The 22,835-nt window shown below is 67.5% G+C and carries 15 protein-coding genes and 1 pseudogene; 6 read left to right on the top strand and 10 right to left on the bottom strand.

The annotated features are described in order from the left end of the window. Positions 1 to 1,220: 1,220 nt before the first annotated feature. A complete protein-coding gene (locus ACQPW1_RS48760; protein WP_433660711.1) occupies positions 1,221 to 1,367 on the bottom strand; it encodes a hypothetical protein in 147 nt (48 codons plus the stop codon). A gap of 2,259 nt (positions 1,368 to 3,626) precedes the next feature. Between ACQPW1_RS48760 and ACQPW1_RS48755 the strand changes: the two are divergent. The 4 genes and pseudogenes from ACQPW1_RS48755 to ACQPW1_RS48740 form a co-directional block, all read left to right on the top strand. Beyond that, positions 3,627 to 3,704 (top strand): annotated as a pseudogene (locus tag ACQPW1_RS48755) (transglutaminase); the annotation flags it as partial. 850 nt (positions 3,705 to 4,554) lie between these two features. Next, entirely contained in the window at positions 4,555 to 5,511 is a 957-nt protein-coding gene (locus tag ACQPW1_RS48750; protein WP_433665571.1) for a ParA family protein, read from the top strand. Between the two features lie 70 nt (positions 5,512 to 5,581). Next, a complete protein-coding gene (locus ACQPW1_RS48745; RefSeq protein WP_433660710.1) occupies positions 5,582 to 6,631 on the top strand; it encodes a ParB/RepB/Spo0J family partition protein in 1,050 nt (349 codons plus the stop codon). A 359-nt stretch (positions 6,632 to 6,990) separates the two neighbouring features. Beyond that, the gene (locus tag ACQPW1_RS48740; protein ID WP_433665570.1) at positions 6,991 to 7,728 is read left to right on the top strand and encodes a GNAT family N-acetyltransferase; all 738 of its coding nucleotides are present in this window, start codon (positions 6,991 to 6,993) and stop codon (positions 7,726 to 7,728) included. A gap of 63 nt (positions 7,729 to 7,791) precedes the next feature. Here the strand turns inward: ACQPW1_RS48740 and ACQPW1_RS48735 are convergent, their stop codons facing one another. From ACQPW1_RS48735 to ACQPW1_RS48710, 6 genes are all read right to left on the bottom strand, one after another. Then, on the bottom strand, positions 7,792 to 8,985 hold the full coding sequence (locus ACQPW1_RS48735; protein ID WP_433660709.1) for an N-acetylmuramoyl-L-alanine amidase: 1,194 nt from the start codon (positions 8,983 to 8,985) through the stop codon (positions 7,792 to 7,794). A gap of 188 nt (positions 8,986 to 9,173) precedes the next feature. Then, positions 9,174 to 9,512, bottom strand: a complete 339-nt coding sequence (trxA, locus tag ACQPW1_RS48730) for a thioredoxin (protein ID WP_433660708.1) — start codon at positions 9,510 to 9,512, stop codon at positions 9,174 to 9,176. Between the two features lie 63 nt (positions 9,513 to 9,575). Then, the gene (trxB, locus tag ACQPW1_RS48725; protein ID WP_433660707.1) at positions 9,576 to 10,562 is read right to left on the bottom strand and encodes a thioredoxin-disulfide reductase; all 987 of its coding nucleotides are present in this window, start codon (positions 10,560 to 10,562) and stop codon (positions 9,576 to 9,578) included. 153 nt (positions 10,563 to 10,715) lie between these two features. Further along, positions 10,716 to 11,507 carry a hypothetical protein gene (locus tag ACQPW1_RS48720; protein WP_433660706.1) on the bottom strand — a complete coding sequence of 264 codons (792 nt, stop codon included), beginning with the start codon at positions 11,505 to 11,507 and terminating at the stop codon, positions 10,716 to 10,718. A gap of 102 nt (positions 11,508 to 11,609) precedes the next feature. Beyond that, positions 11,610 to 12,170, bottom strand: a complete 561-nt coding sequence (gene sigM / locus ACQPW1_RS48715) for an RNA polymerase sigma factor SigM (protein ID WP_433660705.1) — start codon at positions 12,168 to 12,170, stop codon at positions 11,610 to 11,612. 328 nt (positions 12,171 to 12,498) lie between these two features. Next, positions 12,499 to 16,233, bottom strand: coding sequence for a lipid II flippase MurJ (locus ACQPW1_RS48710; RefSeq protein WP_433660704.1), 3,735 nt, complete (start codon positions 16,231 to 16,233; stop codon positions 12,499 to 12,501). A 104-nt stretch (positions 16,234 to 16,337) separates the two neighbouring features. Between ACQPW1_RS48710 and ACQPW1_RS48705 the strand changes: the two genes are divergently transcribed. Next, positions 16,338 to 16,796 (top strand): hypothetical protein, encoded by a 459-nt coding sequence (locus ACQPW1_RS48705; protein WP_433660703.1) that lies wholly within the window; start codon positions 16,338 to 16,340, stop codon positions 16,794 to 16,796. Between the two features lie 424 nt (positions 16,797 to 17,220). On the opposite strand, the gene ACQPW1_RS48700 is transcribed toward ACQPW1_RS48705, so the two are convergent. Further along, positions 17,221 to 19,875 (bottom strand): DUF6049 family protein, encoded by a 2,655-nt coding sequence (locus tag ACQPW1_RS48700; protein WP_433660702.1) that lies wholly within the window; start codon positions 19,873 to 19,875, stop codon positions 17,221 to 17,223. After that, positions 19,872 to 20,408 carry an NUDIX hydrolase gene (locus tag ACQPW1_RS48695; RefSeq protein WP_107659875.1) on the bottom strand — a complete coding sequence of 179 codons (537 nt, stop codon included), beginning with the start codon at positions 20,406 to 20,408 and terminating at the stop codon, positions 19,872 to 19,874. The genes ACQPW1_RS48700 and ACQPW1_RS48695 overlap by 4 nt, the downstream gene beginning before the upstream one ends. A gap of 99 nt (positions 20,409 to 20,507) precedes the next feature. On the opposite strand from ACQPW1_RS48695, the gene ACQPW1_RS48690 reads away from it, so the two are divergent. Further along, positions 20,508 to 21,968 (top strand): CCA tRNA nucleotidyltransferase, encoded by a 1,461-nt coding sequence (locus ACQPW1_RS48690; RefSeq protein ID WP_433660701.1) that lies wholly within the window; start codon positions 20,508 to 20,510, stop codon positions 21,966 to 21,968. Here the strand turns inward: ACQPW1_RS48690 and ACQPW1_RS48685 are convergent. Then, on the bottom strand, positions 21,965 to 22,780 hold the full coding sequence (locus ACQPW1_RS48685; protein ID WP_433660700.1) for a hypothetical protein: 816 nt from the start codon (positions 22,778 to 22,780) through the stop codon (positions 21,965 to 21,967). The two genes, ACQPW1_RS48690 and ACQPW1_RS48685, sit on opposite strands and share 4 nt — an antisense overlap. Positions 22,781 to 22,835: the final 55 nt, after the last annotated feature.

The following is a 22,835-nucleotide window of genomic DNA, read 5'->3' as shown; positions in this document are numbered from 1 at the left end:
CCGAGTTCGTGGCGCCACTGGAAAGTGCTACCGCAGAGCGCGGATTGTCGAGCCGCATGCTGCTCGGCTCCGGCACAGGGCGCTGAGACGCTAATCCGGCGCGACGGTGGGATTGCTGGCGCGGCTTGGGGAGCGGGTCGCGGGGTTCGAGGGTGGCTGAAAGCTGGCGGCGACGCCTCGCCGTCAGACACAGGCAACGGATGACCGCGCCCCGTGCGGACATCGAAACGTACGGTCCGCGTCTCCCGTGAAACACCGAATGCAGCTTGTTCGACAGATACCTGCTGCGGGGCGCTGAGACGCTAGTCCGGCGCGACGGTGGGATTGCGGCGCGGCTGGGGAGCGGGTCGCGGGGTTCGGGGCGGCCGAAAGCTAGCGGCAGACGCGACTGTCGCGCCGTCGGACACAAACGCGAACGCAAGCAAAGGAGGTGACCGCGCCCGCGCGGAGATCGAAACGGACGGGCCCACGTTTCCCGTGAAACATCGGATGCAGATCGCTCCGACGCTCCCTGCCGCGTGCCGTGACACATGTCAGAAGTCGCGACGGTGAGATCGCGGGTGCGGCTGAGGAGCGGGTGTTGGGTTCGGAGCGGCTCAAAGCTGGCGGTGACGCGACCGCTGTCAGATACAACCGCGAACGCACGCAACGGAGGGACCGGTGCCCTTGCGGACATCTAGACGTACGGTCACGTTTCCCGTGAAACATGTCAGCGGGCGCCACACTTCCACATCGCTATCCGTCACGTGCTTGTGCAGAGGAGCCCCGTGATTCCTACTGGATCGCCCTCCCCTCCCCCGCAAACCCGTTCTCCCGGGGACCCGCCGACCCCACACTTCCGCCCTCGCAACAGACTGACGTCTCAGTGCCTCTCGCCCTAGGGATCACAGGACTCGTGCTTCAACCGCCCGGCATCTGCTCGAACCCGCGACAGGGCACTCCGGTGCCTCACCCCGTCGCGACATACTGACGTCTCCAGCGTCGCCAGGATCTCGGCAACCCCGAGTCTTTGCAGCAGCGCGCTTCCCTACGGACCCATGATGCGGCTACTCCTCACATCCCGCCGACCCGGTCGCTCTGCATCTCGGCGACCCGCGTCCTAGCGCCAGCGCTTCCCTGGGCCGCACGATCCGAAGACCCGTATCCGACTGTCGCGACGACTGCGGCTCAGTGCCCGAGATCCTGCGGTTCGCGCGTCTCGACAACGTGGTGTCTCCGCATCACCCCTGCGGGTGGTCGTCGGCGACGGTGACTGATCCTGGTCCGCCGACGTGCACTGCGCCGCCGTGGATGCCGGTCTTGCCGTCGGCAAGCTCAGCGGAATCCGCATCGAGAGCTTCGCATTGGCCGCCCGCACGACATGACATCCGGACACCTCGTCACCCACAACACCAGGGGCTCCGCGAAAGAGATCGACGGACCCGGCAGTGCACTGCGGCGGCGCGGCGACCTCTGACATCGGGGTGACCCGGTTCCTCCGCGTCTAGTCACTCTGCGTCTCAGTGGGCAGCGCGACCCCGGGCCTCAAGATCCGGCGAACTGTACCCGATTGTCGGGACAGCCCGTGACTCAGCGGCCGCGACCCCTGCCGCCCGCGCGTCTCGACAACCGGCGTCTCCCCTGACCCGGCGGCACCGCACTGCGGCCACCCGGCGACCTCTGAGATCGGGCGACCCGGTTGCTCCGCATCTCGTGCCCGTGCCTCAGCGGCTGCGCCCGCTGCCTCCCGCGCGTCTCTACCGCCCCGCGTCTCCGGTCGACCCTGCGGCAGTTGCACCGCGGCGACCTGATTGCCCGTGTCTCGGCGCCCGGGGATTCTGCCGCCCGCGCGTCTCGACAATCGGGGCCGCCGCTCGACCAGCGGGAGCGCTCTGCGGCGTGGGCGCCGATCTCTCGCATCTCGGCAACCTAGTTGCCCGTATCTTGGCGCCCTGTCTCAGCGCCTGGGACCCCTGCCGCCCGCGCGTCTCGGACAACCGGCGTCTCCGCTCGATCTGCAGGAGCGCTCTGTGGTGACCCGGCGAGGTCTCACATCGGGGCGACCTGATTGCCCGTGTCTCGGCGCCCGGGGATCCTCCCGCCCGCGTGTCTCGACAACCGGCGTCTCCGCTCGACCCCACAGGAGGGTTCTGCGCCGCCGTGGCGACCTCTCACATCTCGGCGACCTGGATGCCCCGCGTCCCTGGCGGTGCTTCCGTACGGATCCGCGATCCGTATCCGAGTGTCGGGACGACTCGTGTCCCAGCGGCCGCGACCCCTGCTGCCCAAGCGTCTCGACTACTCGGCGTCTCAGCTCGACCCGGTGGCAGTGCACTGCATCGACGACCCGGCAACCACGCACACAGGAGCGATCTGGTGCTCCTCATCTTGGCGCCCGTGCCTCAGCGCCTGGGACCCCTACGGCCGCGCGTCTCGACAACCGGCGTCTCCGCTCGATCTGCGGGAGCGCTCTGCGGCGATCCGGCGGGCTCGCATATCGGGGCGATCCGGTTGCCCGGGATCCCAGGGCCCGTGTCTCGGTGCCCGGATCTCTCCCCCCGCGCGCTCGACAATGGGCGTTCTTCGTTCGACCCCTGCGGTAGTGCTCTGCGGTGGTGAGGTGACCCGCCTGCATCTTGGCGACCTGGTTGCCCCGCGTCCCGTGGCGGGTGCTTCCCTTCTGATCCACGATCCGGCGACCCGTATCTGATTGGCGCGACGGCTGGCGTCCCAGCGGCCGCGACCCTGCCGCCCGCGCGTCTCGACAACGGGCGTCTCCGCGCGGTCCTTGTGGCGGCCGCTCTGTGGTGAACCGGCGACTCCACGATCCGTCCGTTGCGACATGTTGGTGTCTCAGCGCCGCGGCAGGGATCTGGGAGACCCCGCGTCTCTGCAGCAGCGATTCGTTGTGGGTCCGCGATCCGGCGACGTTTCGCCGAGTCACCGATCGGTGAGCCCGCATGCCAACTAACTCGGCGCTCCCGGTAGCCCGCCGGTCCATACGTGGAGAAGAGCGGTGCAGGTTTCCCGTGAAACATCGGATGCAGATTGAGACGCAGATGCGCTTCCGGGGTGCCACGCAAACCTGTCGGAAGGTGCCTCACTTTCGCGTTCCTATCGGACATGCTCCAGCGCTTCAGCTCGTGCCGGGAAGCTCCCGGCGATCCCGGCGGCCGGGCAGTTCTCGCAATCCCAGCACCCGTCCTCTGTACGCACCGGCGACCTAGCGGCCCGGCGTATCCGCGACTCCCACATCCCGTCCGTCGCGACGAACGGGTCGTCGCGACGGAGTGGCGTCGCGGTATCTCACCGGCCCAAGCGACCCCTGGAGCCCGGCGTCTCGGCAGCCAGCTTCCGGCGAATCCACATCCACGCGGGCTCCGAAATCGGAGTGATTCGGCGACCCACGTCTTGGCAGTCCGTCGGCCCGGCGACCCGGCGACCCGGCGACCCGGCGGGCCCGGCGACCCGGCGACCGCACCTGGAGACGAGCCCGCACCTGGAGACGAGTAAGCCCACAACTCGGAGACCGGCGGACTCGCACCCCCGGCTTCTCTGCGTCTCGGGGCGGTAGCGCGTCTCGGCAGCCCTGCATCCCGTTAGGCAGTTCGTCGGAGAGATCTGGCGGATCCGGTTTCCGGACCCTCATCGAACGCGCGGTGGAGACGCTGCTGTCAGGTGCGGGCGTGTGCCGCGACTTCGTGCATCTGGTGGTGGCACTGCTGCCCGACGCGCCGGACGGGTAGCTCATCCCCCGCGCCTCGGGCCAGTGTCTCGACAACTTGGCATCTCTGCCCGCGGCACACAGTGGCTGGCTTCGTCAGCTGCATCCTCTGCGGACGGTTTCACATGAAACATCGGCACCGCTCCCCCTCGATATCTGACGGAGAGATCCACACGGGGGCGCGGCGCGCGGCATTCACGGATGTTGTGCGCACTCAACGGAAGCGGACTCCCGCGTGAATCAGCGCGTGAATCAGCGCGTGTTGCTTGGACAGGGATGTGGTCCAGTCGCTGATAGTCCGCGGGTTCCAGCTGACTGTATGCCGCCCGACTCACGCGGCCGCGATCCTCAATCGCGAGCGCACCCCCCGCGTCAGCTCGCTCGCAGCGGCTCACGCGAAGCCAGCGAATGACCAAGCAGGCGCGTTGGTTCCGAGCTGCACCCACCGATTTCGCACACTCGAACGCACCCGAATCACCCCGCAACCCCTTGCCGGACCCCGTGTTTCATGTGAAACATCGGGGATCGGTGGCTGAATAGGGACAGATTCGCGTGTCCTGTGGGCATTGCCGCGATTCAGCTTTCTTATCGCGCTGACTGCTGGCAAGCTAGTGAAGGTCGGGCGTGAGCGTAGGTGCCACGGAGGATTTGGTGTCGCGACGAGAGCTCCGCTCGGTTGATCGGGCGCCGCGAACCCGGTTGAGCATCATGTTCGTACCGACACCAGCTGTTTGATGACACGGCGCCGACGCTCGTCGGAAGCACGTGATCTGAAGTTCTCGGGTTAGGAGCTGTCTATGTCGAGCGGTCCGGCGAATGTTTCACGGGAAACTACGTCGCGCGTGCCGGGAATGCTGGACTCCAGCAATTTCGACACGGAGACATTCGGAAGCACACCGTTCGGGAACATCTCCCCCAGCGAGACCCCGATCGCGGCCGAAGCACAACGCGCCAGCCAGATTCTCCATCCAGGAAAGGTGACAGTGCAGAAACCGCACGAGCAACGCATCATCACCATCGCCAATCAGAAGGGCGGCGTCGGCAAGACGACCACCGCGGTTAATCTCGCGGCCGCCTTGGCGCATCAGGGGATGACGGTCCTCGTGATCGATCTGGACCCGCAGGGCAATGCCAGCACCGCCCTCGGTATCGAGCACCACTCGGGTGTTCCGTCCAGCTACGAACTGCTCATCGGTGAGGTGTCGGTCAAGGACGCGATCCAGCAGAGCCCGCACAACGAGCGGCTGCTGTGCATCCCGGCGACCATCGATCTGGCCGGTGCGGAGATCGAACTGGTGTCGATGGTGGCCAGGGAAGGTCGGCTCAAGGCCGCCATCCAGGAGGCGAACATCGCCGGCTACGACATCGACTACGTGATGATCGACTGCCCGCCGTCGCTCGGCCTGCTGACCGTCAACGCGATGGTCGCGGCGAAGGAGGTGCTGATTCCGATCCAGTGCGAGTACTACGCGCTGGAGGGTGTCGGCCAGTTGCTCCGCAATATCGGTCTGGTGCAGGCGCACCTGAATCCGGACCTGCATGTGTCGACGGTGATCCTCACGATGTACGACGGCCGGACCAAGCTGGCCGACCAGGTCGCCGAGGAGGTCCGTGGACACTTCGGTGACGTGGTGCTGCGGTCGGTGATTCCGCGCAGTGTGAAGGTGTCCGAGGCGCCGGGCTACGGAATGACGGTGCTCGATTACGATCCAGGTTCCCGGGGCGCGATGAGCTACCTCGATGCCGGACGTGAAATGGCGGCCAGGGCGACGGCGTTGGCGCATGCTGCGGCCGAAGCCGCGGAGTGATCTGGCTGGATGAGCGCCGGGTCGGCGAGACCCGGTTTGGTGGCGGAACGAGGAAGGGGTCTGTAGACCGATGAGTCAGGCGAAGAAGGGTGGGCTAGGGCGCGGTCTCGCCGCGCTGATCCCGACGGGACCGGCGACTGCGCCGGGGCTCAGCAGTCAAGCGGCCAGCGTCATCGGTCTGGATCCGATCGGGCCACAGCCCGCCTCGGCCTACCTGCATCGGGTCCCCGACCCGACCGACGACGATCTCTCGGTCGGCGGCGCGGTCTACCGCGAGATTCCGCCGGAGCAGATCGAGCCGAATCCGAAGCAGCCACGCCAGGTGTTCGAGGCCGAGGCGCTGGACGAGCTGGTGCACTCGATCAAGGAATTCGGCCTGATGCAGCCGATCGTGGTGCGTCGGGTCGAGCCGGGTGTCGACAAGTATCAGCTCGTCATGGGCGAACGCCGGTGGCGCGCTTCGCAGGTCGCGGGTCTGGCCGCGATCCCCGCGATCGTCCGGGATACCGCCGACGAGTCGATGCTGCGCGACGCCCTGCTGGAGAACATCCACCGGGTGCAGCTGAACCCGCTGGAAGAGGCGGCGGCCTATCAGCAGCTGCTGGAAGAGTTCGGCGTCACCCACGAGGCGCTCGCCGATCGCATCGGTCGTTCCCGCTCGGCCGTGACCAACATGATCCGCCTGCTGAAGCTGCCGATCTCGGTGCAGCGGCGGGTGGCGGCGGGTGTGCTGTCGGCCGGGCACGCGCGGGCACTGCTCGGGTTGATCGCGGGCGTGGATGCGCAGGAAGAACTAGCCAAGCGCGTTGTTGCGGAGGGACTATCCGTTCGCAGCACCGAGGAGGCTGTCATCCTGGCCAACCAGGAGACGCCGACGGAACCGGTGGCCGATCCGACCGAACCCCAGGAGCCGAAGCACAAGCCGTTGATCGCGGCGGGCATGCAGCGATTCGCGGAGCGGTTGGCCGACTCGTTCGATACGCGGGTGATCGTGAGCATGGGTAAGCGCAAGGGCAAGATCGTCGTCGAGTTCGGCTCGCTCGAAGATCTCGAACGCATTGCCAGCCTGATGGGCCAGAGCCCGCAACTTGTGACAGAAGTGACAGAAAAAGACTTGTGAAGGCGATAGGTTCGCCCCCTGGATCGAAACGTCACTGTGACGGGCGCGAGTTTTCCGCTAGTTAGCGGAGCGTACGATCCTCCGGACGGACCAACACAAGTTCTTAACCAACAGCACAGCGACGTGGAATGAGGCGGGTTCTCTTGATCGCTTATTCTTGCTGGCAAGAACATAGTGATGCGGTGTGAACGAACGCAGCGAGCGAACCATGAGCACAGCCGGGCACCCGCTCGGTCATGACGGCGAGGCGCGGTCATGAATGAGCGGACGATCGGCCAGGGTGCCTCGCGCATGCCGAGCGCAGGCGAGGCGCGGACATGAGTGTGGACGAATCGGACAGCTGGAGGCTGAGCAGAGCAGTGTCGACCAGCGTCACAGCCCTTACCCTCGGCGAGCTCGACAAGCTCCCCGCGCACTCCCGGCGTTGCGTGTTCTGGGAGATGGATCCGGCCGTCGCCGAGGATTCCCGCGGCTTCAGCGACCCGGTCTTCGAAAAGGAGGCCTGGCTCTCCACGGTGCTGTTGGAGTGGGGTTCCTGCGGGCAGGTGGCGAACGTCGACGGCAATGTCGCGGGGTGTGCCCTGTATTCGCCGCCGAGCGCCGTACCGCGCGCGACCCTCTTCCCCACCTCACCGGTAAGCCCGGACGCGGTCCTGCTGACCACGCTGCAGGCCGAATTCCCGTACCAGGACAACGAGGTTGCCCACCAGCTGATGCAGGCCGTGGTGGCCGATCTGGTGCGTCGTGGCGTGCGTGCGCTGGAGTCGTTCGGCATCCGCTCCGATCCGCCGTCGCAGGCACTGTCCGAACGCTTCGGCTCGATGACGCTGATGGAGCGGATCATCTCGCCGATCAACAAGGGTTCCGGTGCGAACGCGCCCGGTGCGATGACCGAGTGTTCGCCGGAAACCTGCATGATCGAGGCCGATTTCCTGGAGGAGGTCGGTTTCAAGGTGATCGCGCCGCACCACCGGTTCCCGCGGCTGCGCCTGGAGCTCGACTCCGATCACGGGTGGAAGGAAGACGTGGAGCGCGCGCTCGACCAGCTGCTCGCCGCCGCCGCGATGACTCCCCCGGCACGAGTCGGAGTTCGCTGAGGACTTCACAAACGAAACGCCCCTGCCGACCAGATCGGCAGGGGCGTTTCGGTTCAGCGCTGGTTACATGCGGTCGGCGGCGGCAAGTTCCTCCGCCAGCAGTTCCGCGAAAGTGTATGTGCCCGTTGGCTGATCGTCCTGTCCGAGCAGGTACAGCCGCTTGACCGAGATCAGGATGGCCTCGGCGATCACGTCGCGCATCCGCGGATTGGTGAGCACGGTGGCGTCGTAATCGTTTGTCAGATAACCGATATCGATCTGGACGGTCGGCATCTTGGTGAGCCGCAACAGATCCCACGTCCTGGCGTGCGTCCGGCAGTCCTGCAGCGAGGTGCGCGCGACGACCTCACGCTGGATGAACCCGGCCAGCACCTGACCGATCATCGACGCCGAGCCGTGCGAGTTACCGAAGTAGAAACCGGCCACACCGTTGGCGAGCGGGCTCGGATTGGTCGCGCAGCGCAGCGAGATCATCAGGTCGGCGTCGAAGGCGTTCGAGATCTCGGCCCGTTCCGCGTCGGTGTGGTTCTCGCTCCACGGCCGGGACAGGAAGGTCTCCATGCCGGTGGCGGCCATCCGGCCCTCGAGCCGACTTGCCAAGTCCCACAGGATTTCCGACTCGTAGACCTCGCCGAATTCGGTCGGCACCGGGTGTCCCTTGTCGGGCCCGCCGAGACCGGGGTCGATGACGATGCGCTTGCCGGTGAGCTGCGGCCCGGCCCGGTGCACCACTTCTTCCTCGGCGATCCGATGCGGGTTGCCGCCGGTGACGCGGGCGCCGAGCAGGTCGAGCGAGCGCAGCGTGTCCGGCCCGCAGATGCCGTCCGCGGCCAGCCCGATCTCCCGTTGGAAGGAGCTGAGGCCCTCGTGCGTGTGCGGGCCGAAGTAGCCGTCCACCCGATGCACATAGAAACCGAGGTCCTGCAGCTTGCGCTGCAGCGTCGCGACATCGTCGCCGTACAGCGGCGCGGACAGCTGATAGATCAGCGTGCGCGCACCGAGCCGGTAGGACGCCTCTTTCAGCGCACGATAGGTGGCCGGGCCGACCACACCGTCGACGAGCAGCCCGCGATGTTGCTGGAACGCGCGGACCGCCGAATCGAGCCGGTGGTCGAAGGAGGCCTCGGTGTCTTTCCAGTACTCGCGTGCGTCGGCGTGATCGGTATCGACGTGTGCGTGTAAGAACCCGAGACTTGCCAGGGTGCTCCGAACCTCTGCTACGGCTGGACCGCTATCGCCGTGACGAAGTCGGTGCATGCGTGAGAGCCCTTTCCTTCCGTCGATCCGGGTACCCACTCATGCGATGGGTTACACCCTGCGCACGACCGGCGTGGTCGATTGTCTCAGACCCGGACGGGAATTCGGCATTCCCGGGTCCAGGCATCCTACGGCGCGTCGATGGATCTCGACGGCCTTTGGCGCCTATGGCATTAGCGCGACGGGTGTCAGATCTCGCCGTCGAGTTCGCGCAAAAGGGCGGCTTTGCCCTTCGCACCGACGATCTGCTTAACCGGCTTACCGCCGCGGAACAGCATCATAGTGGGCAGGGAAAGGATCTTGTAATCGCGGGCGGTGCCGGGATTCGCGTCGACGTCCACTTTCGCGACGGTCAGCTTGTCCGCATGGGTGCCCGCGATCTCCTCCAGCACGGGGGCGACCATCTTGCACGGGCCGCACCAGGTGGCCCAGAAATCGACCAGCACGGGCTTCTCGCTGAGCAGCACGTCGTCGGCGAAGGTCGCGTCGGTGACGGTGATCGTCTTCTTGGTGGCACTGTCGGACATGGGTTCTCCTTGCTGAATGGCTACCGCCTCGGGTCCCGTCTGCTGGACGGGGACGAGAGGACGTCAGTTGGCGGGCACGGCGACCGTGTGGCCCGCGTGGTCCAGGGTGTTCGAGCTGATGTCGCCCTGGTCGGCGAGCCAGCGCTCGGCGTCGATGGCCGCGCGGCAACCGGTGCCTGCCGCGGTGATCGCCTGGCGGTAGGTGTGGTCGACCAGGTCGCCCGCGGCGAACACGCCGGGCACCTTGGTCGCGGTGGAGGGGTGCACGACCTGCACGTAGCCCTCGTCGTCCAGTTCGACCTGGTCACGGACCAGCTCGCTGCGCGGATCGTGGCCGATCGCGACGAACAGACCGGTCGCGGCCAGCTCCGAGGTCCCGCCGGTCTTGGTGTCGCGCAGCACCAGGCTGGTCACGCTGCTGTCGCCCTTGACCTCGACGATCTCGGCGTTGAGCCGGAACTGGATCTTCTCGTTGGCCTTGGCCCGCTCGAGCATGATGCGCGAGGCACGGAACTCCTCGCGGCGGTGCACGATCGTCACGGTGCTGGCGAACTTGGTCAGGAAGGTGGCCTCCTCCATCGCGGAGTCGCCGCCGCCGACCACGACGATGTCCTGGTTCTTGAAGAAGAAGCCGTCGCAGGTGGCACAGGCGCTCACGCCGCGGCCGAGCAGTGCCTGCTCACCGGGCACGTCGAGGTAGCGGGCGGCCGAGCCCATGGCGAGGATCACCGCGTAGGCCTGGTAGGTCTCGTCGCCGACGGTGACCGTCTTGATCGGACCGCTGAGGTCGAGGGCATCCACGTCCTCGGTGCGGATGTCGGCACCGAAGCGCTTGGCCTGCTCGCGCATCTCTTCCATGAGATCGGGGCCCATGATGCCCTCGCGGAAGCCGGGGAAGTTCTCCACCTCGGTGGTGGTCATCAACGCGCCGCCGAATTGGGTGCCTTCGAACACCAGCGGCTGGAGCTCGGCCCTGGCCGCGTACACGGCGGCCGTGTAGCCGGCAGGTCCGGAGCCGACGATGATCAGGTCGCGAACTGGCGCACTCATGAGGCCCTTTCGGGGGAGATATCAATGGACGTCTCGGTCAACAACAGGGTAATGGCTATTGTTCCTGGACCTGCCCGCTCCCACGTGAGGTTCGGCTCAGTGCCGCGACAGCGGCGTTCAGGTACCCGCGAGGTCAGTTGTCGCGTGCGTCACTCAACCGATGTCCTGTTGCGTGAGGTACTGCGGATCGTCTGTGCTGCAACCGGTTCCGACGACCAGCGCGGTGATCTTCGGGGTGCGCGGCCCGGTGAGCAGGATCAGCACCGCGTCCTTGCCCTGATAGCGGAAGTTGTCCGAGCCGAGGATGGTGCGGTCCAGTCCGTTGGCGTGCACGCAGCGTTCCCGGGCGGCCGCGCTGCCGAGCAGGCCGGTGGCGTCGTTGCGGCCGAGCGCGCTGAGCATCGCGGGCGCGTTCAGTTCGTCGCCGAGCTGGGTGCTGCCCGAGGTCGGCTGGGCCGAGGGGGTGGCGTCGTTGCCGCGCACCACGGTCAGCGCGATCGAGGCGCAGGCGACGACCGCTACCGCGGCGGCAGCGGCGGTGAACCAGCGCAGCCTGCTCCGGCGGCGGTCGTCGAGCGAGATCGGCGCGGCGGGTGGCGTGGAAACCGCAGTGGCTTCGGGGCTTTCGGGGGCGGCGGCGAGCGGCAGCCGATAGATGGTCGCGTCGGCCTCGGTGGGTTCCTCGGGCAGCTCGAAACGGTCGACGAACTGTTCCAGCTGGGCGGCGATGTCGTCGGGCATCGGGTGGATGACGCGGTCGCTGCGGCCGAGTGCGCGCAGCTCGGCGCTGACGTCGTCCAGGGCGTGTACGAAGCGCAGTGCTTCGCCGTCGCGCCGGACCACGGGCCACAGCTGTTCCCGCAGCTCGGGTGCCACATTGTCGGCGTGCAGGTCGGCGAGCAGCTCGGCCGAGAACGGAGGCTGCGGCATGGACCTGGTTGCCATCGCACCTCCAGTGTTCTCATCTGACATCGCGGGGAACCCCTCGGGATGGGGAACTACATGGACATCGTCTACGGGTTCGTCACTATTAATGACGCATCTCAACTACTTCCGGTTCCCCGGATCGCGCAGAAATTCCAGTCGTTCTTGTAGACGTTGTCTCCCGCGGGCACAGCGGCTCTTGATCGTGCCCTCCGGAACACCGAGCATAGCGGCGGCTTCGGCCACGCTATACCCCTCGAGATCGATGGCAACGAGTGCGGTCCGCTGGTCCGGCGGCAGCGCGAACAGCGCGTGATCGACCACCAGCGACATCTCCAATTCGGCCACCGCGTCCCGGCCATCGCGTGGTTCCGGCATCGATTCCGGGGTGAGCGAGACGGCCTTGCGGATCTTGTTGCGCCGGATCCGGTCGAGGCAGGCGTTCACCACGATCGCGTGCAGCCAGCTGCGCACCTCGGCCTCGGCCCGGAATGAGGCGGCCGTCCGGTGGGCCGAGAGGAGCGCGTCCTGAAGCGAATCCGCCGCGTCCTCGCGCGTGTACGAGGTGCGCAGGGCGGTCTGCCACAGGTGGTCGTTGTGCCGACGCAGCAACTCGGCGAAGGCGTGCCGCTGGCCGCGCACATGCGCCTGCAGCAGCTCGACATCGCTGTAGTCATCGCCCACGAAAGATCGTTCGCGGTACGCGACAGGCCGCGATGTCCCCCCGCGGAAATCCTCGTTCGATTCGGACGACAATGCCAACCCCTTGGACAGCGCTCACGGTGGCAACGGACATGGATGACCATCACCGAAATTTCGCAGCATCCAGGATCGATAACACCAGAACCCGGGAAGCTCCCCTGCTGAGAGCGCGAGGAGATCATATCGTCACTCGCGATTGCGCAGCAACCAAACCGGGGGGATCGGGATCAGATGCGCGACGCGACAGAAGGCGTCAACGCGTGGCCTGCACGGTTTCACGTCACGTGCGGCGGGCAGTGGAACGGGTGTACTAGGGAGCTGCGTCGAAGCGTATATCCGCGATAGAAGTTTGGAACTGACCACCGGAGTTGCCCAGGCCGGTGATCCAGACGAGCACGTAGCGGGCGGCTTGATCGGTGCGTACGGGGATGTCGGTGACCCCGTCACCCAGCTTGGCCGTGCCGATCAGCTGGGTCTGGTCCAGCGTCGGTGACGCGGTCGGCGAGGTGCGGATCTCCACCGCGGTACCCGGGCTCGGCGAGTTGATCGAGACGTTCGTCAGCTTGGCCGGGCTGGGTAGCGTCGATAGCAGCCCGACTCCCTTCTTGAGCGCCGGGAATTGCTGGAAGTACTGATCCGTGCGCCACAGCGTGCCGGGATTCTGATCGAGCACCGCGTTGACGTTGCCGACACCGTCCGGGGTGCCCTCCGGCGAGAACACCGACACACCGGTGACCGGAACCGGCACGCCACCCGACGCGGTGGTCGGTCCGGCCGCCGCCGGTGTCGCCGGCGCGCTGTTGTTCGTGGTGAGACCGATGTTGCGCTGTTCGTTGAGCGGCGCGTCGGAAGCGCCCGGCGCGAACACGCTGACCATCCACCAGATCACGATGCCGACCACCAGCGCGGCCAAGATGCCGAGGCCGACCATGATCCACATCATCCGCTGCGATCTCTCGCGTTCCGCGGCCATCAGTTCCGGGTCGGCGAGCGACTCGTCGGGGGCCGTCGGCGGACGCTGGCCGAGCCGGAGTACCGGGATGAAATCGGTCTTCTGGTCCACCACCGACGCCTGCTCGAGCACGTGCTGCACGGTCGCGGCGGTGCGCACGCCCTTGTTCGACTCCAGCGATCGCACCGCGACCGCCGAGATCTCGAAGGGCACCTCGGGTCTTATCTGGCGCGGTTCCACCGGGGTGCCGTCCGGGCCGAAATCGGCGAGCCGCAACCCTCCGACGGTTGCGGCGGTACCGGTGACACCACCGGAGCGAATCGGCCAGCGAGCGGTGATCAACGAGTAGAGCATGGCGCCGAGACCGCGCACATCGGATTGCGCGTCCGAATCGGCCAGGGTGCCGGGGAAGGCGAGCACCGCGTCGCCGGTCGCGCTGATCCGTACCCGGTCCGGGTGATCGATGGACAGCGAACCGCCGCCACGATGAGCCAACTCGGCCGCCGAGGCCAGCGCACGGATGGCCCGGGCCGCGCCGATCGGCGACGGCACGGTTTCGGCCATCTCGCGCAGCGAGCGACCAGGGGTCCACTCGGCCACCACGATGCCGCCTGAGCTACCGCGCACCACGTCGAGCACCCGGGCCAGGCCGGGCGAGTTGATCCGCCCGAGACGCAGCGTGCGGGACAGAATCGCCTGCGGGCCGTCGTGCCCGGAGTTCTCGCTCGACTTCTGGTCGGCGTCGACGAAGGTCAGTGCGACCTCACGGTCGAGCTTGATGTCGAGTGCCTGCCAGAACTTGAGGCCGCGGGCCCCGCCGTGTCCGGCCAGCAGCCGGTAACGGCCACCCGCCACCGACGCGCCGGGGATCAGCTTCGGACCGCGCGGCGTGCGCCGCGAGCCGAGGTTCTCGCCACCGAGCGGTGGCATCTCCGGCGACCCGATCGGGATCATGCCGGTGTCGTACATCGGATCGCGAGCCGGTATCGGACTCTGGCGATCGTGTGGTCCCTGCGGGGCCGCATCGTGCTCCGGCACAGCCGCATCGTGATCCGGTGGACCGGTGCCGGTCTCGCGGTTCGCGTACGCGGGATCCGACGGCTCTCCACCGGGAGGCGGAGCGTCCGTCGAAAGCCCGCCTGCCGTGGTGCCGGAAGAATCAGCGGCCGGGACGCCGCCCACCGCGTCGTCGCTCACCCTCGGTCCTCCTTCGCCCTGGTATGTCGAGGTTCCGGCGATTTCGCCACTTGTGCTTCTCTGCCGAACAGGGTACGGGAACTCGCCCATGCCGGTGATGTCAACGGCATCGGCTCGGATCACGGGCAAGACCATGGTCTGAGCATCCATGTACGGGTCGTACCCAGGGTATGCCAGATACGGATCCGGCCTGCGCAATACCTGCGTCGCGTAATCGTCGACCGGATCGTCGAGGCCGAGATCGGGCGCGGGCGGGGTCCAGCCGAGGCGCCGGGAGATGGCGACGGTGATGCCGACGACCTCGGGCACGCCCGCCAATCGCATCAGGCCGAAAGCTACTGCGAACATGACGATCGCGGTGATCGCCACCCGGATCAGCGAGCCTGGGCCTCCGAACGCGCTCGTCAGCCGCTCGAGCCCGAGTACCCGGTCCGCTATCCACATGACCGCGCCGCCGGCTAGCGACGACAGCACGACCCGGGTGACAGTGCGCCCGACGTTGGACATTCGTAGGTCGCCGAGGCTGCGATGCAGCAGGTATCCGCCGATCACGGCGCCTGCGGTGAAGCCGAGGCCGTTCGCCGCACCGAGCACGATCACGACCGAACCGCTGTCGCTCGCGATCATTGGCGCCAGCGCTGAGAGCACGATCTTTACCGTGGTGATGCCGAGGATGATCCAGGTCGGTGTCCAGGCCTGTTCCCTGGCGTAGAACACGCGCAGGTGAATCAGCACGAGCGCGTACGGGATCAGTGCAAAGGCCGACCAGCTGACCGCATTGCCGAGTCGCTGGGCGTCGCCGGCGAATCGGGCATAGCCGAACAGCGCCTGGCCGATTTGCGGTCCGGCGAGCGTCAAGAAGGTGACCACCGGGAACAGCGCGATCATCGTCAGCCGGGTCGCAACGGAGAGGTCGTCGACCACGGCTGGGGTATTGCCGTCGGCGGCGTTTCGGCTCAGCCGCGGCATGATCGCGGTGAGCACCGTGACACCGAGCACCCCGTACGGCAATTGGAGCAGCAGCCAGGCGTAGGAGTAGATCGCGGGGCCTGCCTCGTCCGCCGTCGACGAGATGTGGTTGGCGAAGATCAAGCCCAACTGGCTGATCAGCACGTACAGGACGATGGCGAGACCCATCATGCCGAACTGCTTCAGCCGGGTATCGACACCCCACAGCGGACGCAGGTTAATGCCTTCCCTGCGGATCGCAGGTACCAGGGTCAGTGCCTGGGTGAGTACGCCGAGCGTGATACCGACACCGAGGACGAGCAGTTTCGGGTCGCTCATCCGGACCGGGTCGAGCGTGATCTCGCCCGGCGTCAACGCGTAGAGGGCGAGGACGAGGAGCACGACCACGTTGTTCAGAACCGGCGCCCACGCGCCGGGTTTGAACACCTGTCTGGTGTTGAGGATCGCGGTGAACAGCGCCGACATGCCATAGAACAGGATCGCGGGCAGCAACAGGAAGGTCAGCGCGGTGGTCAGCGCGGTGTTGACCTTGCCGTCGGACGCGACGAAGACATGTGTCGCCAGAATCGGCGCCGAGGCGATGGCCAGCAGCGTTGCCGCGGCGAGCACCACGAACGCGGCGGTGACCAGGCGTCGCACGAACGCGGCGCCTCCGTCGGCGTCTTCCTTCTCCGCGCGCACCAGCGTTGGCACCACCATCGCGGTGAGGACTGCGCCGAGCACCAGTTCGGTGATCATGTTCGGGATCAGGTTGGCCGAGGTGTACGCGCTGGCGATGGCCGGGCCGAGCACGGTCGCCAGCAGTAGCGTCTTACCGAACCCGGTGAGCCGACTGAACAGCGTGGCGATCGCCATCGAGCCGGAATCCTTGAGCAGCCGTGAATTCGGGCTTTGCTCGGGCTCTTTGGTCGCAGTGGTCGCGAGCATCTCCTGCGTCCGCGCACGCGGACGCTTCGCGGCCCCGGCCGGTTCCGGCCCTCGTGCGGCGGGTGGGCGGCGGCGCGGCGGGTACGGCTCGGGTCGAGCTTGCGGTGGGGCGTAACGCGGCGGTGGCACGCGGCCGGACTGTGCCGAGCCGACCGGTATCGGACCAGACTGGCCCGGCCCTGGCCTACGTGCGACCGGTGGTCCAGGCGGTGGCGAGCCGACCGGAATGGGACCGGATTGCCCGGGCGCAGGGCGCGGCGAGCTGGTCGGGATGGCGCCGGACTGACCTGGCCGCGGTGAGTTGGGCACTGGCCCAGGCTGACCGGGCGCGGGACGCGGCGGGCTGGCCGGCATCGCGCCCGACTGACCGGGCGGCGGGCCTGGCCGCTGGCCGGGCGGAATCGGACGGGGCTGCGCCGGTGGCTGCGGTGGCGCCGGATATTGCCGCTGCCCAGGGTGCGGTGCGGGTGCGGGACGTTGCGGCGGCCCAGGCGGCCGCTGCGGTGGCCCCGGCGGCATGCGCTGACCCGGCCACGGCTGTGGCGGTGCCGAGGGCCTGCTGATGTGCGGCACTCGGGGCGGCTGCGGTTCGTGCGGGCCCGCGTTCATGTCCGGGTCCTCGGCCTCCGTCTGCGGGGGTAGCCGTTCCCACGGCGCAACCGGCGCCCGACGGGCAGGCGACCCGTCGCGCCGATCGGATCGAGGCCGGGGCGCCGATGAGTCATCGTCGCTCATCATGCCTCCTGCGCCCGGCGCGACAGTGCAGCCCGGTCGGCTCGGCGAGCGGCGTCAACACTGAATCGCTCACCGTTCCTCCTGGTACTGCCCATTACTCACACCGCCCCTGCGCCGGTGCGAGCCTTCCGCGATTGTCCTCCACTCTGCCACTGTGGTTTGTCGGACGTGCAAATCCGGTAGACGCGGCCGGTGTCCGGGTGCCGGAATCGATCGATCGGTACACAACAGAGGGCGCTAGCTCACCGTCCCTCACTGTGCCTCCTGATGCTCCTGCTGGATGACTCGCTTCTTGGCTCGCCGGTATCGATTGACCCGGCGCCGGGTGCTCGGATCGAAACCTTCGTCGGCCGGATCCGGCTGGCCGCGGAACCGGCGCCACAAGCGGCGCCCGGCCAACAGGAAGAGCAGGAGTCCGGCACATCCGGTAATTATGGCCAGGGCCTGACCGTAGGCGTTCGAGCGCACGGAGACCGAGGTGGCATTCCCCAGCGGAATTCCGTCCGGTGTGCTAAGAGAGATCGGAATTACCAGGTTACGGCTGTCGCTCACCTCGGTCGGGATTTGGAACGAGCGTGTCCCCTTCGGGGGCAGCTGCTGTTCGCCGAGGTCGGTGATCTTCGCCTCATGCGGCGCCTCGATGCGGAACTTGATCCGGATCGACACCGGCAGATCGTTCCGCGCGACCAGCAGCAATGGGCTCTGCTCGGACGCGAGGGTGTACACACCGCCCGGCGGGAGCACGGTCACCGAGCCGTAGATGTTGTCCAGCGCGCGGGTGTTCTGATCGATCCGCCGCTGCGCGAAAGTATCGGCCTGGGCGGCGTCGCCGGTCCGTCGATCGGACAGGCTCAGCACCCGAATCAGGTCGTCGCGCAACGGGTCCAGGAACTGACTCGGCGTCGGATCGGCCTCCGGCACCTCGACCAGCGCGCGCATCAGCTCGCTGATCCGGCGACCCTGGTCGCGCACCGGCGTCACGAACTGGTCCGGCACCGCGTCCGCGGCGGCCTGCGGCAGATAGTCGAGCTCGTACGGCTGCGGGTCGGGCGGCTGTGCGACCAGCTGTTGGAACGGACGCGGCGTCGCGAGATTGCTGCGCACCAGCAACTCGAGCTGCCGCAGCAACGCCGTGCCCTCGTCCTTGCTCGCACTCCACTGCTGCGGCGGGACAAGTAATAAGGAGCGCGGTTGATTCGGCTGCGGGTTCAACGCGGACCACGAGAGGGCGCCGAGCGCGTCCTGCAACCGCGCGACGCGTGAGTCGTTGCTGACCTCGTAGCGGACCTTGGCGGGGGTGAATGAGGGGGTCGGCGGATTCGAGCCGAGCGCCGCGAGCGCGGTGGCGGACCAGATGTCGAACGTCGCGGCGTGCAGCGCCGGATCGACGGCCGGCGCGGCAGGCGCATTCCCGTTCGGCGGAGCCGGATTGATGGCGGGCGGCGCGGGCGCGGCAGGCGGTGGCGGCACGTCCGCGGTGACCTGCGGCAGCCGAACCTGATCCGGATCAGCGGCGTCCGCGGCCTGGTTCGCCGTGCTCTGATTCGTGGTGGTCTGTCCGTCGCCCCGCCCGGTGGACGGCTGCACGGCTTCGGACGTGCCGCCCGTGCCCTCCGGCGCGACGGCCGAATCGGCCAGCACGGCGGTTTCGAAACCGTGGCTGCGCAACAGGATTCCCGCGCCGTCGTCGATGCTGCCGGAATCCGGCAGGCTCACGCCGCGCACCGACTTGGTGGCCAGAATCGTGTTGACCAGCTCGGCGGGCGCGTTCATCGCCCTGGCCGAGAGGTCCGGATCGTTCACCGCCGCCAGCGCATCCAGGTCTACCTGCGCGAACGGCAGCGCCACGGTGCACATCGTCCCGGCGAGCGCGCGCAACCGGTCCAGCCACGTCTGTGCCTGCGCCGCACCGGTACCCGGCCGCGTCGCGCCGTCCGGATCGGACGGACTGGCCAGCACCTGGTAGCCGTTGGTCATCGCCTGCGCCGTGACCAGCAGATCGGGATCGACCGCGATGCACACCGATGCGGCGAGTGCGCGGTCCCGCGTGGGGGTGGAGTCGAAAACGGTCTCCAACGCACCGAGCAGTTGGTCGAGGCGCCCGCCCTTGGCGAGCGAGGCGGCCAACTCGTCGTCGGTGAGTTCGACCTTCCCGTTGGCCGATCCGGCTTTGCCCGCGACCAGGCGCGGCCGGTCGGCCAGCGGCCACAGCATGGTGGTCGCCACCGGCGCGTCGGTCGGCGCGGGCACCGCCGGGCTCGCGTCCGACGCATCGGTGCCCTTCGACGCGGGCGGCACGCCGAGCACCGGGAGCAGGAACCTGGCGTCGTCGAGTCGTGCCTGGTTGCCGTAGTCCGGTTTGCCGTTCACGTTCAGCAGCAGCGGGTACACACCCGGTTCGGTGATATCCAGCGATTGTTTGCCGGTGCCGCCGCCCGGACGCAACGGGATGGTCAGCTTGAACTTCGTGCGCTCGTCCTTGTCGAGCTTCGGCACGACGTCTTCGAAGTCGCCTGGCACGTCGTAGTTGACCTGATCCTGCTGCAACGTCGCGCGCAGGTCTCGCGGCACCGTGATCACCGCGCCGCGCTGCAGCCGGACGGTGACGTCCTTGACCGCGCGATCACCGATGTTCATGATCGAGCCCGAAACCGTGAGCGTCGGATCGCTGGTCGTGGTGATCGTGGTCGGCGTCACCGAATCCAGTGACAGCTTCAGGAACTTCCGCCCCGAGTCCGTCCCAGTTCCAGTGGGCTGCGCATGTGCGGCAGGGGACACCAGCATCGGCAGCGTTGTCGCCGAACCCAGGATGGTGAGGACCGCCAAGATGATCCGGCACAGGCCCACCCGTCGCCCGGCCACCACCCCCCACGGAATCGCTACGCGATGCCGAAAAGTCTGGGTCATCGCTTGCCGGTCTCCATCCGGTCGATCAGCTTGTTCGCCACTTCGGCCAATCGGCGTTCGTCCGCATACGCCAGTCGAGAATTCAACTCGCTCAACGGCACCCACGCCACTTGGGTGACCTCCACGTCGGCATCGGACAGTTCGCCGCCGGTGGAGCGCAGTAGATAATGATGCACGGTCTTGTGTACCCGGCGCCCATCGGTGACGAACCAGTAATCGATGCTGCCCAGTTCGGCCACCACGACACCGTTGATGCCGGTCTCCTCGGCCACCTCACGGATCGCGGTTTGCTCGGAGGTCTCCCCCTCCTCGATGTGTCCCTTCGGCAGCGACCACAGCAACCGCCCGCGCCGATCCGTGCGTCCGATCAGCGCCGCGCTGCGTTTCTCCCGCGGACCGTCCAAGCCGTCGACAACGAGCCCACCAGCTGAGGTTTCCCGCACCGTGCGCATGCGCGGTTTCGCCGCGTTGGCGGCCGAACCGCGGCGCCGAGGCTGGCGGCGTCGACTGTTCGCGCGATCGGCCGGAGACACCAAGCAATCCTACTGTGTTGGATTTGCGCAGACGCACGCCCCGCGCATCCGACACTGCGCTGGAATCTCGCTTGCCAGGGCTCGGTAAGCTGCTGATTCGTGGTTTCGACCGAGTCCGAGGACGCAGAGCTGGATAGACGTACCCGATTGCTGGCTGCCGCGGCGGTGACGCTTGGCAGGCTGTCGGATGTACTGGAACCGCTCGGCGAGATGTTCGCGGCGCGGGGCCATGAGCTGTACCTGGTCGGCGGCAGCGTGCGCGACGCGGTGCTCGGGCGGCTCGGCACCGATCTGGACTTCACCACCGACGCGCGCCCCGAGCAGGTGCAGGAGTTGCTGCGCGGCTGGGCCGATCATCTGTGGGACACCGGCGGTTTGGCGTTCGGCACCGTCAGCGGGTCCAAGGGCGGCCAGCAGCTGGAGATCACCACGTTCCGCAGCGACAACTACGACCGGGTATCTCGCAATCCCGAGGTCACCTTCGGCGACAACCTCGAAGACGACCTGGTGCGCCGCGACTTCACCGTCAACGCGATGGCCGTGCGGATCGGCGCGGACGGTTCGCTGGACTTCGTCGACCCGCTCGGCGGGATGGACGCGCTGCTCGCGGGCATGCTGGATACGCCTGCGGCGCCGGAGGATTCGTTCAACGACGACCCGCTGCGCATGCTGCGCGCCGCCCGGTTCGTCTCGCAACTCGGCTTCGAGCTGCATCCGCGAGTGCGCACGGCGATCACCGCGATGGCCGATCAGATCGAGCGGATCACCGCCGAACGGGTCCGGGTGGAGCTGGACAAGCTGATCGGCGGCGCGCACCCGATCGACGGCATCAACATCATGTGCGAGACCGGGCTGGCCCAGCGGGTACTGCCCGAGGTGCCCGCGATGAAGCTGGAGATCGACGAGCACCACCAGCACAAGGACGTCTACTGGCACTCGCTCACCGTGCTCCAGCAGGCCATCGACCTGGAGGAGGGCGACCCGGACCTGGTGCTGCGCTGGGCCGCGCTGCTGCACGACATCGGCAAGCCGGACACCAAACGCAACGAGCCGGGCGGCGGCGTCAGCTTCCACCACCACGAGGTGGTCGGCGCGAAGATGGTGCGCAAGCGGATGCGGGCGCTGAAGTACCCCAAGCAGTTCACCGAGGACGTGGCCCGACTGGTGTTCCTGCACTTGCGTTTCCACGGCTACGGCAAGGGCCAGTGGACCGATTCCGCGGTGCGCCGCTACGTCACCGACGCCGACGAGCTGCTCCCCCGCCTGCACAAACTGGTCCGCGCCGACTGCACCACCCGCAACAAACGTCGGGCCGCCGCATTGCGCGGCACCTACGACGAGCTGGAGACGCGGATCGCGAAGATTCAGGAGCAGGAGGATCTGGCCAAGGTCCGCCCCGACCTGGACGGCAACGCGATCATGGAATTGCTCGGCCTGCCACCGGGACCCGAGGTCGGCAAGGCCTGGCGGTTCCTCAAGGAACTGCGGCTCGATCGCGGCCCGATGACCCGCGACGAGGCGGAGGCGGCCCTGCAGGAATGGTGGAAAGCCCAGGGCTAGAAGACGATCAGCGTCGTTCCGGTGACGATGGCGGAACGGATCTGCGCGAGGTCGAACGACCCGATGATCTCCGGCAGCTCGATCCGGAAGCGAACCAGGTCGCCGTCGCGGGTGGCGTGCACGATGCGTGCCTGACTCGGTAGCTGTTCCAGCAGCAGCGCCGGTGTGCCGATCATCCGGCGCGGCATCCGCAGGCCGAGCCAGGTGGCTCGATGCAGATCGACGGTGACGCGGTTGTCCGTCACGGAGGCGTCCACCAGCGCGGTCAGCCGTCGGCGCCGGTGCTTGGCGCGGATCAGTCCGCTGTCATCGATGTCGAGCACCCAGTCCAGCGGCTGGCTGTTGATCCAGCCGACCAGCGCCGCCGTGGTGACGGTGCCCTCGAGATCGAGCTGCGCGGCCCGCACCTTCGTCGGCACGCCGGGAATCAGGCGCACGCCGTGCGCGATCACCGTCACGGCCTCGATCGGGTGGTTGTCCCAGCGCAGCCGGGACAACACCGTCTTGGTCTGGAAATGCGCGCCGCGCCGCCGCACCTTCAGCACCTGCAAGGTGGCGTGCAGGTCGTGCCCGAGCAGCGTGGCGCTGACCTCTTGCCCGCCGAACCGGCTCAGGATGCCTTCACTGAGCACGGTCATCAGGGCGTCCGGCATCAGCGCCGTGACGGTGCCCGCACCGAGGTCGGCGCCCGCGTCCACCCAGGAGGTGGTGACGGTGATCCACTGCTCCAGCCAGGACTGCTCGAACAGGCGCTTGCCGAGATCGACGGCCCGTAGCGGCGACCAGGACTTCGGATCGAAATACGTGGCCATGATTGGTCCGAGCGTACTTGCCGACGCTTAACTGGACCATCGTCCTGTGACCCAG

The sequence above is a fragment of the Nocardia sp. CA-128927 genome, from assembly GCF_050955855.1.
Lineage (GTDB): Bacteria > Actinomycetota > Actinomycetes > Mycobacteriales > Mycobacteriaceae > Nocardia.
This window is presented reverse-complemented; position numbering and strand designations above follow the sequence as displayed.

Bases quoted from the DNA above. Each gene is read 5' to 3' on its own strand.
- trxB (WP_433660707.1), bottom strand. From the start codon at position 10,562: ATGAGTGCGCCAGTTCGCGACCTGATCATCGTCGGCTCCGGACCTGCC.
- ACQPW1_RS48710 (WP_433660704.1), bottom strand. From the start codon at position 16,233: ATGCTCGCGACCACTGCGACCAAAGAGCCCGAGCAAAGCCCGAATTCA.
- ACQPW1_RS48685 (WP_433660700.1), bottom strand. From the start codon at position 22,780: ATGGCCACGTATTTCGATCCGAAGTCCTGGTCGCCGCTACGGGCCGTC.
- ACQPW1_RS48700 (WP_433660702.1), bottom strand. From the start codon at position 19,875: ATGACCCAGACTTTTCGGCATCGCGTAGCGATTCCGTGGGGGGTGGTG.
- ACQPW1_RS48750 (WP_433665571.1), top strand. From the start codon at position 4,555: ATGCTGGACTCCAGCAATTTCGACACGGAGACATTCGGAAGCACACCG.
- trxA (WP_433660708.1), bottom strand. From the start codon at position 9,512: ATGTCCGACAGTGCCACCAAGAAGACGATCACCGTCACCGACGCGACC.
- ACQPW1_RS48760 (WP_433660711.1), bottom strand. From the start codon at position 1,367: ATGTCATGTCGTGCGGGCGGCCAATGCGAAGCTCTCGATGCGGATTCC.
- ACQPW1_RS48735 (WP_433660709.1), bottom strand. From the start codon at position 8,985: ATGCACCGACTTCGTCACGGCGATAGCGGTCCAGCCGTAGCAGAGGTT.
- ACQPW1_RS48720 (WP_433660706.1), bottom strand. From the start codon at position 11,507: ATGGCAACCAGGTCCATGCCGCAGCCTCCGTTCTCGGCCGAGCTGCTC.
- ACQPW1_RS48745 (WP_433660710.1), top strand. From the start codon at position 5,582: ATGAGTCAGGCGAAGAAGGGTGGGCTAGGGCGCGGTCTCGCCGCGCTG.